Raw genomic sequence first — 13,203 nt, forward strand, 5'->3', positions numbered from 1 at the left:
CCTGTCGAGTCGACTTTCAACCCATCGCCCGTCGCCGGGCCCACATAACCAAGGAGGTAGTATTCCTCCTGCCCCTACATATGCAGAAGCAGTGCCAACCTGCCCCACCCGGCCACCGCCAGCCAACACCCCACCTCCAAGTCCCTGATTAGAATAAGTTAACCCGACACCGCAAACCCGCCGGTCACCAAACTGCCACCTCACCTTTTCCCTACCCCAGGCCCGGACACTGCCCCCACCCGTCGCCATCACCTGTCGAAAAACGTCAGTCTCCCCACAGTCCACTACCAAAAAAGGGGCCTGCTACCCGACAGACCCCTCCATCACCGCGGGTCAGCCCAACCCCTCACTCCAAATGCAGCGCATCCAGATACTTCTCCGCATCCAGCGCCGCCATGCAGCCGGTGCCGGCGGAGGTCACCGCCTGCCGATAGATGTGATCCATCACATCCCCCGACGCGAACACGCCGGGAATGCTGGTCGCCGTGGCATTCCCGTTCAGCCCGCTCTTCACCACGATGTACCCGCCGTTCATCTCCAACTGATCCTGGAACAGCCCGGTGTTGGGCGCATGGCCGATGGCGATGAACACGCCGTGCACGTCCACCTGACGCGTCGCGTCACTCTTCGTGTGCTTGAGCCGCAGGCCGGTTACGCCGGCGTCGTCGCCCAGCACCTCGTCCAGGTTGTGGTCCCAGATGATGTCCACCTTGCCGGCCTCCATGCGCTCCATGAGCTGGCGCTGGAGGATCTTCTCGGCGCGCAGGCTGTCGCGGCGGTGGACCAGGGTGACGTGGGAAGCGATATTGGAGAGATACAGCGCCTCCTCCACGGCGGTGTTGCCGCCGCCGATCACTGCCACCGGCTTGTTCTTATAGAAGAAGCCGTCGCAGGTGGCGCAGGCGGAAACCCCCTTGCCCATGAACGCCTGCTCGGAGTCCAGCCCCAGGTACTTGGCGGTGGCGCCGGTGGCGATGATCAGGGCATCGCAGGTGTAGCTGCCGGCGTCGCCCTCCAGGCGGATGGGCTTCTCCTTCAGGTGGGCGGTGTGGATGTGGTCGAAGACGATCTCGGTCTCAAAGCGCTCGGCGTGGCGCTTCATGCGCTCCATGAGTTCTGGGCCCTGCACGCCCTGGTCGTCCCCCGGCCAGTTGTCCACATCGGTGGTGGTGGTGAGCTGGCCGCCCATCTCCAGCCCGGTGACCAGCACCGGCTCCAGGTTGGCGCGGGCGGCGTAGACGGCGGCGGTGTAGCCGGCGGGGCCGGAGCCGAGAATCAGCAGTTTGCAGTGTTTGGTCTCGCTCATGGGTGCATCCTGTTCGCTGGGCGGCCCGGGGCCGCGTGGATGGATGGGCATAGCCTAAGTGAGCCGGCCTGCCGGCGTCACCCTGCGCCGTTTTCGTGAAGATTTTGCTGCACTCTGGAAAAGTTGTCTGACCATGGTGGCAAGACCGGGTGATAGGCCTCTATAATCGTAGGCGCAGCTGGTTATTGACCACCGCCGCCGCCCGTGCAGACACCCTGCCCTGGCGCGACCTTTGCGGACCCGGTTGCACCGTTTTTGTGCGCCCCGGAATTGCCCGGCGGCCGCCACACTCGCACAACAACAACCAGCGCCCGGCCCCGATCCGACCCCAGAACCAGGACAACAAGCTCGGAGACACCATGTCCGACAACTTCCGCGACAACGCCCTCGAATACCACGAACAACCCCGCCCCGGTAAGCTGCAGGTCGTGCCCACCAAGCCGCTGGCCAACCAGCGGGACCTGGCGCTGGCCTACTCTCCCGGTGTCGCCGCCGCCTGCGAGGAGATCGTCAACGACCCGCAGGCCGCCTCCAAGTACACCGCCCGCGGCAACATGGTGGCGGTGATCACCAACGGCACGGCGGTGCTGGGGCTGGGCAACATCGGCCCGTTGGCCTCCAAGCCGGTCATGGAGGGCAAGGGCGTCCTGTTCAAGAAGTTCGCCGGCATCGATGTGTTCGACATCGAGATCAACGAGCAGGACCCGGACAAGCTGGTCGAGATCATTGCCAGCCTGGAGCCCACCTTCGGCGGCATCAACCTGGAGGACATCAAGGCCCCGGAGTGCTTCCAGGTGGAGGGGGCGCTGCGCAAGCGGATGAACATCCCGGTCTTCCACGATGACCAGCACGGCACGGCCATCATCACAGCCGCGGCGGTGCTCAACGGCCTGCGGGTGGTGGACAAGAAGATCGAGGACGTGAAGCTCTGCTGCTCCGGCGCGGGGGCGGCGGCCATTGCCTGCCTGGACATCCTGGTGTCCATGGGCATGAAGAAGGAGAACATCTTCGTCGCCGACTCCAAGGGCATCGTGTTCAAGGGCCGCAAGGAGTACATGGACGAGCGCAAGGAGGGGTACGCCCGCGAGACCTCCGCCCGCACCATGAAGGAGGTGATCGACGGCGCCGACATCTTCCTGGGGCTGTCCGCCCCCGGGGTGCTCACCGAGGCGATGGTCAAGCAGATGGCCGACAGCCCGATCATCATGGCGCTCGCCAACCCGGTACCCGAGATCCTGCCCGAGGTGGCCAAGGAGGCGCGCCCGGACGCCATCATCGCCACCGGCCGGTCGGACTACCCCAACCAGGTCAACAACGTGCTCTGCTTCCCCTTCATCTTCCGGGGGGCGCTGGACGTGGGCGCCACCACCATCAACGAGGAGATGAAGCTGGCGGCGGTGTACGCCATTGCCGATCTGGCCATGGCCGAGTCCTCCGACATCGTGGCCGCGGCCTACGGCGGCAAGGCCCTGCGCTTCGGCCCGGAGTACCTGATCCCGCGGCCCTTCGACCCGCGGCTGATCACGAAGATCGCGCCGGCGGTGGCCCAGGCGGCCATGGACAGCGGCGTGGCCGCCCGGCCCATCACGGACTTCGACGCCTACCACATGGAGCTGTCGCAGTTCGTGTTCCAGTCCGGGCTGGTAATGAAGCCCATCTTCGAGCGGGCACGCAACAACCCCAAGCGGGTGGTCTACACCGACGGCGAGGAGGACCGCGTGCTGCGCGCCGTGCAGGTGGTGGTGGACGACGGGCTGGCCAAACCCATCCTGGTCGGCCGCCGCAAGGTAGTGGAGATGCGCATCAAGCGCCTGGGCCTGCGCCTGGAGATCGGCAAGAACGTCGACCTGGCCGACCCGGAGGACGATCCGCGCTACCGCGAGTACTGGCAGCTTTACCACTCCATCATGGAGCGCCAGGGCGTGACCCCGGCGCGGGCCCGCACGGTGGTGCGCACCCGGACCACGGTGATCGGCGCACTGATGGTGCGGCGCGGCGAGGCGGACGCCCTGGTGGGCGGCAGCGTGGGCCGCTACCACCGGCAGATCAGCCACGTGCAGGACGTGATCGGTCGCCGGCCCGGCGTGCGGAACATGGCGGCGATGAACGTGCTGATCGTGCCCAAGGGCACCTTCTTCATCGTGGACACCTACGTGAACCACGACCCCAACGCCCACCAGATCGCCGAGATGACCCGGCTGGCGGCGGACGAGGTGCGCCGGTTCGGGATCACGCCGAAGGTGGCGCTGCTCTCCCACTCCAGCTTTGGCACCTCCAATGCGGACAGCGCCCACAAGATGCGCGAGGCGCTGCAGCTGATCAAGGACGCGGACCCGTCGCTGGACGTGGAGGGCGAGATGCACGGCGATGCGGCCATCTCCGAGGATATCCGCAAGCGCATCTTCCCCAACAACGATCTGAAGGGGCAGGCCAACCTGCTGGTGATGCCGACGCTGGATGCGGCCAACATCGCCTTCAACCTGCTGAAGGTGATGAGCGAGGGCGTCTCGGTGGGCCCGATCCTGCTGGGCACGGCCCGCCCGGCGCACATCCTGACCCCCTCCTCCACGGTGCGCGCCATCGTGAACATGAGCGCGCTGGCAGCGGTGGAGTCGGCGATGATCGAGCCCTCCCCCTCCGGCGACGACGAACGGGACTACTCGGCTTACGAGGAGGAGGACGACGAGTAGAGTCCCGGACGCGGGCCGAGACCCTATTGGTTGACCCCGCGTCTCCATCGCATGGGTCAACCCCGCCCCGTCATTGCATGGGTTAACCCCGCCCCGTCATTGCAGTTGTTGACCCCGCCCCGTCATTGCGAACGGAGTGAAGCAATCCACACAGGCCGTTGGATTGCTTCGCTCACGCTCGCAATGACGGGGGGCGTTCGCGGCGACCCGCCACCGCCGCGCATGACGCCACGATTAACCCTGCTCCGGGGTGGTTGCCCCCGACCCCGCCTGCCGCTACATTAGTCCGCGTTGCAAACCATGGGCTTACACGCCCTTCCTTGAGCTGTCATTCAAGTCCAACCACTGGGCTGAACCCGTGGCCGGAGCACGCTGATGTCGGGCGAACTATCCATTACCCACCTTATTCTCGAGGCCAGTCTGCTGGTGCAGCTGGTCATGCTGATCCTGGTGCTGGCGTCGGTCAGCTCCTGGGCGCTGATCTTTTTCAAGCGCGCCACCATCCGCAAGGCCCACTCCGGGGCAGTGCAGTTCGAGGAGCGCTTCTGGTCGGGCGGCAACCTGGCGGAGATCTACCGCCACATGCGCGAGCCGCACCCGGACCACGGCGGGCTGGAGCGCATCTTCCGCGCCGGGTTCAAGGAGTTCACCCGGATGCGCAAGCAGACCGGCACGGCACCGGGCACCATGGTTGAGGCCTCCCACCGCGCCATGCGGGTGTCACTCTCCCGCGAGATGGACGACCTGGAGCGGCACCTGCCCTTCCTGGCCACGGTGGGCTCGGTGAGCCCCTACGTGGGGCTGTTTGGGACGGTCTGGGGCATCATGAACAGCTTCCGCGCCCTGGGCGAGATGCAGCAGGCTACCCTGGCCACGGTGGCCCCGGGCATCGCCGAGGCGCTGATCGCCACCGCGCTGGGCCTGTTCGCCGCCATCCCCGCGGTCATCGCCTACAACCAGTACGCCAACCAGGTGGAGCGGCTGATCAACCGCTACGAGACCTTCGTGGAGGAGTTCACCAGCATCCTGCAGCGCAACACCCACGGCCCCTCGGAATTCACCGCCGGTCAGCCGGCGCAGTAACGGAGGCGTCGCCGTGCCCTATTCCGCCAGTCCGATGGGCCACCGCAGCCGGCGGCGGCCGATGTCGGAGATCAACGTGGTGCCCTACATCGACGTGATGCTGGTGCTGCTGGTGATCTTCATGGTCACCGCGCCGCTGCTTTACCAGGGGGTGGACGTGGACCTGCCCCAGGTGGATGCGCAGGCGGAGCAGGACCCGCCGCAGGAGCCGGTGATCGTCTCGGTGGATGCCGATGGCCGCTACTACCTGAACATGGCCGACGACCCCGAGGCCGCCATGACCGCCGGTGAACTTTCCGACGCGGTGGCGGCCTTACTGGCGGACAACCCGGACAAGCGGGTGCTGGTAAACGGTGACAGTAACGTGCCCTACGGCGATGTGGTCTCGGTGATGGTCCGGTTGCGCGATGCGGGTGCGGCCGGCGTCGGGCTGATGACCCGCACGCCGGAGGGCGAGGGCTGACATGGCACTGCGTCGCCGCACCGGCACGCCTGATTCGGGTGGCGCCCGTCCGGTGCGCAGCACCCGACCGGGCCGCTACGTGCTGGTCTCGGTGGTGCTGCACGTGCTGGTCTTCGGGCTCTTCTTCGCGAACATCTCCTTCCTGCCCCAGACCACCGAGGAGCACGCCGGCGACGGCGATATCATCGAGGCGTTCGCGGTAGAGGAAGAGGTGGCCATGGCCCCCATCCGCGAGCGCGAGGCCGCCGAGGAGGAAGCGCGGCGTCAGGCGGAGGAAGAGGAACGCCGCCAGCGCGAGGAAGAGGAGCGCGAACGCCAGGAGGCGGAGCGCCGCGAACAGGAGCGGCTCGAGGAGCAACGGCGTCAGGAAGAGGAAGAACAGGCGCGGCAGGAGGCCGAGGAAGAGGCGCGCCGCGAGGAGGAACGCCGGCAACAGGAGGAGGCCGAGCGCCTGGAACGCGAGGAAGAGGAGCGCCGCCAGCAGGAAGAGGAGGAGCGGCGTCAGGAAGAGGAACGCCGTCGCCAGGAGGAGGAAGAGCGCCAGCGCGAGGAGGAGGAACGCCGCCGCCAGGAAGAGGAGGAGCGGCGGCAGCAGGAGGAAGAGCAGCGAAGGCAGGAAGAAGAGGAGCGCCGGCGTCAGGAAGAGGAAGAACGCCAGCGCCAGGAGGAAGAGGCACAACGCGAGGCCGAGGAGCGAGCCCGCCAGGAGGCCATCGAGGCCGAACGCCGCGCCCGCGAGGTGCAGCAGATGGTGGGCAGCTACGCCGGCCGGATCAGCGCCGAGCTCCGCCGCGCCTGGGTCCGCCCCAGCGGCACACCCGCCGGCCTGGAGGCCCTGGTGCGCATCCGCTTGTCCCGCCACGGCGATGTGCAAAATGTGGAAATTACCCGCGGCAGCGGCAATGATGCCTTCGACGCCTCCGTCGTGCGCGCCGCCTACCGGGCCGCACCGCTGCCCATGCCCGACGAAGAGGACGCCAACCGCGAACTGCGCGAACGCACCTACCGCTTCGCGCCGGACCGTTGATCAGAACAGGTAACGCCATGCGCCGCCTATACAACAGCTTGTTCATCCTGGCCCTGATGGTGCTGGGCCTGCAGACCGCGCAGTCGGACGATGTCATCGACGTCATCGGCGGGCAGGAGGGCGCCATGCCGGTGGCGGTGATCCCCTTCGCCGTCTCCGGTGGCGTCAGCGCCCCGGACCAGGACATCGCCCGCATCATCGGCGACAACCTGGCGCGCAGCGGCCGCTTCGAGGTGCTGTCCCGGGACGAACTGGTGGCCCGCCCCGCCGGCCTGGACGACACCCGGTTCTCCTCCTGGCGCGGGCTGGGCATGGACTACCTGGTCACCGGGCGCATGGAGATGGAGGACGACAACATTAGCGTCACCTTCGAGCTGCTGGATGTCTTTCGCGGCAACCGCATTGAGGGCCGCCGCTACCAGCTCGACCCGCGCAACCTGCGCAGCCTCGCCCACGCCATCAGCGACATCATCTTCGAGGAGGTGGTGGGCCTGCCCGGGGTGTTCAGCAGCCAGATCGCCTACGTGGAGGTGGAGGAGCGCGACGACCAGCGCCTGCACCGGCTGATGATCTCCGACGCCGACGGCCACCGCCCGCGCGAGGTGCTGGAGTCGCCGCAACCGATCATGTCCCCGGCCTGGTCGCCGAACCGCGACCGGCTGGCCTACGTCTCGTTCGAGGCCGGCCGGTCGGAGATCTACGTGCAGAACCTGCGCACCGGCGAGCGCGAGAAGATCGCCAGCTTCCGCGGCATCAACAGCGCCCCGGCCTGGTCGCCGGACGGCGAGCACCTGGCCGTGACCCTGTCCCGCGACGGGCGCGCCAACATCTACCTGCTGCGCGTGTCCGACGGCGACACCCGGCGGCTCACCGACCACTGGGCCATCGACACCGAGCCCACCTTCTCGCCCGACGGCGAGCAGATCGCCTTCACCTCCGACCGGGGCGGCCGGCCGCAGGTCTACAAGATGGCGGTGAACGGTCCGGGCGGCGTGGAGCGCGTGACCTACGACGGCGACTACAACGCCCGCCCCAACTGGTCGCCGGACGGCCGCCGCCTGGCCATGGTCCACCGCCACGACGGCGACTTCCGCATCGCGGTGCACGACCTGGAGAGCGAGCGCACCCGGGTGCTCACCGACGGGCCCTGGGACGAGTCCCCGGTCTTTGCACCCAATGGCGACATGATCATGTATTCTGCCGGTGGCAGCGGCGACTCCCAGCTGCGCACGGTCTCCGTGCACGGCCGGGCCAACCAGACCCTGCCCCGCTCCGGCGGACTGACCCGAGAACCCGCCTGGTAAGGGCCTGTCCCTTCACGGCATCCTTTGACCACTCATTCAGAGAGGGAGCGTTAGATGAAGAAGTTGCACACCTGGCTCGTGCTGGCAGTGGCCGGCCTGTTCCTGAGCGCCTGCGCCACCGTCAGCGACGTGGAGACCGACGAGCGCCGCGCCGACCGCGACCGTGACCGCACCGCCGAAGCGGACTGGAGCGAGCGTCGCCTGGACGAGGCCCGCGCCCGCGGCCTGGACCCGGACGACCCCTTCATCAGCGCGCTGATGGACGACCCGGAGGGCCCGCTGGCCCAACAGACCGTGTACTTCGACTTTGACCGCAGCGAGATCCGCGACGAGGACATGCCGGTCATCGAGGCCCACGCCCGCTTCCTGACCGAGAACAGCAGCCGCCGCATGACCATCGAAGGCCACACCGACGAGCGCGGCAGCCGCGAGTACAACCTGGCCCTGGGCGAGCGTCGGGCCGAGTCGGTGAAGCGCGTCATGGTGCTGAACGGCGTCGACGAGGACCAGCTGGAAATCGTCAGCTACGGCGAGGAAAACCCGGTGGCCCTGGGCTCCGACGAGGACGCCTGGGAGCAGAACCGCCGTGCCGAGCTGATCTATCGTCAGTAAGACGGGAGCATTGACCATGCACAAGGCCGGTAAGCGGCTGACGGGCATGTGCGTGGCGGCGGCCCTGGCGGCCGCCGTCCCGTTGCAGGCCCAGGCCCTGGAAGACCGCGTGGAGCGCCTGGAGCGCAGGCTCGAGAGCTCCACCCTGATCAACATGGCCAACGACCTGGAGCGCCTGAAGCAGGAGAACCAGGAACTTCGGGGCCAGACGGAGGAACTGGCCCGGGAGGTCCGGCAACTGCGCGAGCAGCAGCAGGACCACTACCTGGACTTGGACCAGCGGATGCAGGAGTTGTCGCGCAGTGCCCCGGCGTCCGCACCGGCCGCCCCGGCCGCCCCGGCAGAAGAAGACCAGGTACCGGTCCCGGACCTGGATGAAGAGGCCGCCCCGGACGACCCTGCCACGACCGTGCCTGTGCCCGAGCTGGAGGAAGAGGAGCGCGACACCAGCGCGGCGGTGGACGATGAGCGCAGCGAGGCCGACCGCTACCAGGCAGCCTTCCAGCTCATCACCGAGGGGCGCTTCCGTCAGGCCGGCGAGGCCTTCGACGCCCTGCTCAGCGACCACCCGGACGGCGAGTACGCGGCCAACGCCCGCTACTGGCTGGCCGAAACCTGGTACGCCGAGCGCGAGTTCGACCGGGCCGGCGAGGAGTTCGAACGCCTGCTGGACGACCACCCGGACAGCAACAAGGTGGCCGACGCCAAGCTCAAGCTGGGCTTTGTCCGCTTCGAGCAGGAACGCTATGACGAAGCGCGGGAGATCCTCCAGGCCACGCGCAACGAGCACCGCGGCACCACCGCCGCCAACCTCGCCGAGCAACGCCTGGAACTGATGCAGGACCGGGGGCTGTAACGACCGTTGCCAAGCCTCCCCGGTTCGGCTAGAATCTGCGCCCTCATTTGGGTCGTTAGCTCAGCTGGTAGAGCATCGGGCTTTTAACCCGCTGGTCGTAGGTTCGAGTCCTACACGACCCACCAACAAAAAAGGCCGGCATACCGCCGGCCTGCATCAAAGCCCGCCACCCGGCGGGCTTTTTTGTGTCCGGCCCGCCACTGTTAGCCGATCAGCTTCGGTAGCCACATCACGAGATCGGGGAACATCCAGACACCGGCCAGGCACAGCAGTTGAATCCCGACGAAGGGTACTATTCCCCTGTAGATATCGCCGGTCCTAACCTCTGGAGGCGCAACGCTCCGCAAGAAAAACAGCGAGAATCCGAACGGAGGTGTCAGGTAACTCGTCTGTAAAACGATGCCTACCATGATGGCAAGCCAGATCGGCTCGACTCCCATCATAAGCAGCGCAGGTGCCGCAGCCGGAATCACGATGAAGATGATTTCGAAAGGATCAAGAAAGAACCCGAGGAAAAACATAAGGAAAAGCACAACGAATATTGCACCCATCTGCCCCCCGGGCATGGCAGAGAGACCTGCCTGCACCAACTCCTCACCCCCGAGACGCGCGAAGACGAGAGAGAAAACACTGGCACCCAGGAAAAGCGTGAACACCATGCACGTGATAATCAGCGAAGAACCAGAAACTTCCCTGATAATCCCCAGTACGGTTGATCGTAGCCCTTTCATGACTGCGATGAAGGCAGAGCATGCAACCAGCGAAAACAACAACAGGTTCAGAACGCCAACACCGCCGACCGTATAACCCAGGAGCACCACTGCTCCAGCGAACGACAGCCAGAATATAAACAACCAGTGCTCTGCTTTTGCCTCATCCCGCCCGCGTGCCAAGTCCTCGTATATGACCTTCACCATGGTCAGCACTATCGCTCCGACCGCTCCTACAGCGGCGGACTCGGTAGGAGTGGCGATTCCACCGATTATCGATCCTAAAACAGCGAATATCAGGAGCAGGGCCGGGGCGATGTTGTTTACCGCTCTTTTGTATACAACGCTGTCATACTGCAGCTCCGCCCGGGGCAGCGGAGGAGCCGCCTCCGGCCTGAAGAATGCAATGAAAGCCACCCACACACTATAAAGCCCGGCGATCAATAGGCTTGGAATCAGTGCACCAGCGAAGATATCCCCAACGGAAAAGGTGTCCGGCGCAAAATTCCCCTGTGCCATCTGCGCCTCACTGTAGGCACCCTGGAGTATTACCGCCAAAAAAATGAGCACAGTAGACGGCGGTATCACCTGCGCAAGCGAGCCCGACGCGCAAATCAGTCCCGTTGACAGACGGTTGTCATATCCTGCTTTCATCATGGCCGGCAGGCTGATCAGTCCCATGGTAATAACGGTGGCCCCAACAATCCCCGTCGAAGCCGCCAGCAAAGCGGCGACGAATATCGTGGACAGGGCAAGTCCCCCGGACCGACTGCCGAATAGCGAGCCCATCGTTTCCAGCAAGGCATCAGCGATCTTAGAGCGCTGAAGCATCACTCCCATAAAGACGAAAAGAGGGACCGCAATAAGGATCTCGTTGGTCAGCACCCCCCAGTACCGGGTGGGTAGCGCGCCAAAGTAGCTTAGATCGAACAGACCGAACTGAGACGCCACCAACGCAAATATGATAGCCGTACCTGGCAGCGTCAGGGCTACCGGGTAACCAAGCATAGTGAGCACGATCACACCGACGAAAAGGCCCAGCGGCAAGAAAACTTCCAGAAGTGTAAATTCCATCGCGACTAGATTCCTCTCGGGTTCGATTCGTGCTCAGGCTAGCCTAGCTGCCATTAGGCCGATTATCGGACAAGAAACTGATATTGCGCGCTAACATTGCAACGCCCTGGATAGCCAAAAGTACCGGGAAGATAATCAGCAAAGCTTTTAAGACAAACAGGGCGGGAAGCCCTCCCTCGGAGGAAGAGGCTTCCGCTATTTGCCATGACCTGTAAAAGAAGGGAAAACCGAAATAAAGCAAAGAACCCACAAAAGGGAAAAGAAAAGCGATAGTTCCGACAATCTCTACCCATGCCCGCTTGGCCTCACTCATACGATTCTGGAGCATATCAACCCGTATAAAACCCCCGCTCAATAGCGCGAAAGCGGAACCAAGCAAGATTGCGGCGACATGTGTCCAAACGTACAAGTCTTGGAGCCAAATCAGCCCGATACCCATCGCATAGCGGAAATAAACCGTGGCGAACGTCACGAGGACCGTCGCCAACATTGCCCACGCGACCACCCTCCCTATTACGGTGTTGATGGACTCGAGAACATGTGCCAAACGACCAAGCATATGAACTTCTCCCAGCAAGCGCATGATTCTGGGTATCGGACCGTGCATGTCAGGGATTCGGGTAGCTGAAATCGGCACCGCGAGCATCGTAGAAAGCTTGATCGCCAAACTCCGTCAAGGCTTTCAGGTCCCTGCGCGCCCTGAAGTAGGACTCCCAGATTTCTTTTCCGAGGGAATCCAGGCTCTCATGCTCTTCCTCGAGAATCTCTCCAGCAGCGCGACCCAACGCAACCACCATGTCTTCCGGCAAGCGGTCAAATATGATGTCGTGCTCATCCCGCAAGGCCTTCGCCGCCTGGGCATTTATCCAGGTGTACTCCGCGAGCATATCTTCGTTGGCAGCCTGGCACGCAACATCCACAATGCGACGGAGGTCCTTCGGTAAGGAGTCGTACTCCTCTTTGTTGATGATGGCCTGTTGGACGGCGCCCGGCTTGTGTACGCCAGCCCAGTAGTAATACTTCGCGACGCGGTGAAAACCCAGTGCCATGTCATTCGCCGGTCCAGTGAAATCCGTAGCGTCTAAGGTTCCAGACTGCAGTGCCTGATACACATCCCCAGGAGCCATAAGCGTTGGCACTGCACCAAGCCGACGAATCATTTGCGCTCCCAACCCGGGCATTCTCATCGTAACGCCCTTCAAGTCATCAACGCTGTTCAAAGGCTTCTTGAACCAGCCAAAAGGCGGCGTACCAATATTACCGATAGCAAAACTCTTCAGCCCGAACTCCGCTGACAATTTATCCCAAAGGTCCTGCCCACCCCCATAACGAAGCCATGCGGAGTGTTCGGCGAAACTCATGCCAAAGGGGGCCCCAAAGAAGTATGCGAAGGCGCGATGCTTGCCCAGATGGAAGCCGGGCGTGTCATGACCGATCTGGGCGGTATTGCTTTGGACGGCATCGAAAGTCTCGAGGCCCGGGACAAGTTGGCCTGCCGCATACACCCTGACCGTGATTCGGCCATCTGACATATCCGTAATACGACGCGCCAGACTCTCTGCGCCCGTACCCAAGCCTGGCAGTCCAGACGGCCAAGCGGTGGCCATGCGCCACTCCCTACGGTTATTGCTGATAGCGGGGGCGGAATAGGCGGCAGCAGTAACTGCGCCGGCTGCGGCAGTTGCTTTTAAAAAAGCACGACGTTCCATGATTATCTCTCCGATGGGCGTCCAGGGACATTACGTGAGGAAATCGGTGGGGATCAGAGGTGGTCAATCTGACCCGAGACGTTGTCGGTGCGAGCGAAAACGTCGAGGTATTCGATATCGGGATACATGCCGTAACGATCAAATATCCCATCGCGCCAAGGACCTTTGTAGAACTTTGTGGCAGCCTCCGCTGACTCCCAAAAGTAGATCCCACCGGCCACAACGCCGTCTTTGTCACATACGAAATGCTTACTTAACAAGCCTTGGACCCCGCAAAAATCCTCAGATATTTTGTAGAAATGAGCCCGACAATCCTCTCTGCTGATTGTCGGTGGCAGCCGATATTTTACGATTGCAGCTATCAAAACT

General features: G+C 63.9%; 11 protein-coding genes and 1 tRNA gene. 8 read left to right on the forward strand and 4 right to left on the reverse strand.

Features of this window, described 5'->3' with window-relative positions; translation table 11 throughout:
• Positions 1-346 precede the first annotated feature (346 nt).
• Positions 347-1,306 (reverse strand): thioredoxin-disulfide reductase, encoded by a 960-nt coding sequence (gene trxB, locus DFR31_RS07175; RefSeq protein ID WP_121441912.1) that lies wholly within the window; start codon positions 1,304-1,306, stop codon positions 347-349.
• Positions 1,307-1,665: 359 nt separating this feature from the next.
• Here trxB and DFR31_RS07180 point away from each other — a divergent pair, with 359 nt between their 5' ends.
• The 8 genes from DFR31_RS07180 (at position 1,666) to DFR31_RS07215 (ending at position 9,466) form a co-directional block, all read left to right on the forward strand.
• The gene (locus tag DFR31_RS07180; protein WP_121441913.1) at positions 1,666-3,996 is read left to right on the forward strand and encodes an NADP-dependent malic enzyme; all 2,331 of its coding nucleotides are present in this window, start codon (positions 1,666-1,668) and stop codon (positions 3,994-3,996) included.
• 375 nt (positions 3,997-4,371) lie between these two features.
• A complete protein-coding gene (gene tolQ / locus DFR31_RS07185) occupies positions 4,372-5,079 on the forward strand; it encodes a protein TolQ (RefSeq protein WP_121441914.1) in 708 nt (235 codons plus the stop codon).
• Positions 5,080-5,113: 34 nt separating this feature from the next.
• Positions 5,114-5,542: a protein TolR gene (tolR, locus tag DFR31_RS07190; RefSeq protein WP_121441915.1), complete on the forward strand. Its 429-nt coding sequence runs from the start codon at positions 5,114-5,116 to the stop codon at positions 5,540-5,542.
• A gap of 1 nt (position 5,543) precedes the next feature.
• Positions 5,544-6,569 carry a cell envelope integrity protein TolA gene (gene tolA, locus DFR31_RS07195; protein ID WP_121441916.1) on the forward strand — a complete coding sequence of 342 codons (1,026 nt, stop codon included), beginning with the start codon at positions 5,544-5,546 and terminating at the stop codon, positions 6,567-6,569.
• A gap of 17 nt (positions 6,570-6,586) precedes the next feature.
• Positions 6,587-7,873 (forward strand): Tol-Pal system beta propeller repeat protein TolB, encoded by a 1,287-nt coding sequence (gene tolB / locus DFR31_RS07200; protein ID WP_121441917.1) that lies wholly within the window; start codon positions 6,587-6,589, stop codon positions 7,871-7,873.
• A gap of 54 nt (positions 7,874-7,927) precedes the next feature.
• Positions 7,928-8,485, forward strand: a complete 558-nt coding sequence (gene pal, locus DFR31_RS07205) for a peptidoglycan-associated lipoprotein Pal (RefSeq protein WP_121441918.1) — start codon at positions 7,928-7,930, stop codon at positions 8,483-8,485.
• 16 nt (positions 8,486-8,501) lie between these two features.
• The gene (gene ybgF / locus DFR31_RS07210) at positions 8,502-9,341 is read left to right on the forward strand and encodes a tol-pal system protein YbgF (protein WP_121441919.1); all 840 of its coding nucleotides are present in this window, start codon (positions 8,502-8,504) and stop codon (positions 9,339-9,341) included.
• A 49-nt stretch (positions 9,342-9,390) separates the two neighbouring features.
• Positions 9,391-9,466: transfer RNA gene (locus DFR31_RS07215), tRNA-Lys, on the forward strand.
• Between the two features lie 78 nt (positions 9,467-9,544).
• On the opposite strand, the gene DFR31_RS07220 is transcribed toward DFR31_RS07215, so the two are convergent.
• The 3 genes from DFR31_RS07220 to DFR31_RS07230 are packed head-to-tail and all read right to left on the reverse strand — an operon-like array spanning position 9,545 to position 12,834.
• Positions 9,545-11,125 carry a TRAP transporter large permease gene (locus DFR31_RS07220; RefSeq protein ID WP_121441920.1) on the reverse strand — a complete coding sequence of 527 codons (1,581 nt, stop codon included), beginning with the start codon at positions 11,123-11,125 and terminating at the stop codon, positions 9,545-9,547.
• 43 nt (positions 11,126-11,168) lie between these two features.
• Positions 11,169-11,684, reverse strand: a complete 516-nt coding sequence (locus DFR31_RS07225; protein WP_170153620.1) for a TRAP transporter small permease subunit — start codon at positions 11,682-11,684, stop codon at positions 11,169-11,171.
• Positions 11,685-11,733: 49 nt separating this feature from the next.
• Complete coding sequence (locus DFR31_RS07230) at positions 11,734-12,834, reverse strand: TRAP transporter substrate-binding protein (protein ID WP_121441922.1); 1,101 nt, start codon at positions 12,832-12,834, stop codon at positions 11,734-11,736.
• Positions 12,835-13,203: the final 369 nt, after the last annotated feature.

The sequence above is a fragment of the Alkalispirillum mobile genome (assembly GCF_003664325.1).
GTDB classification, from domain to species: Bacteria; Pseudomonadota; Gammaproteobacteria; order Nitrococcales; family Halorhodospiraceae; genus Alkalilimnicola; species Alkalilimnicola mobilis.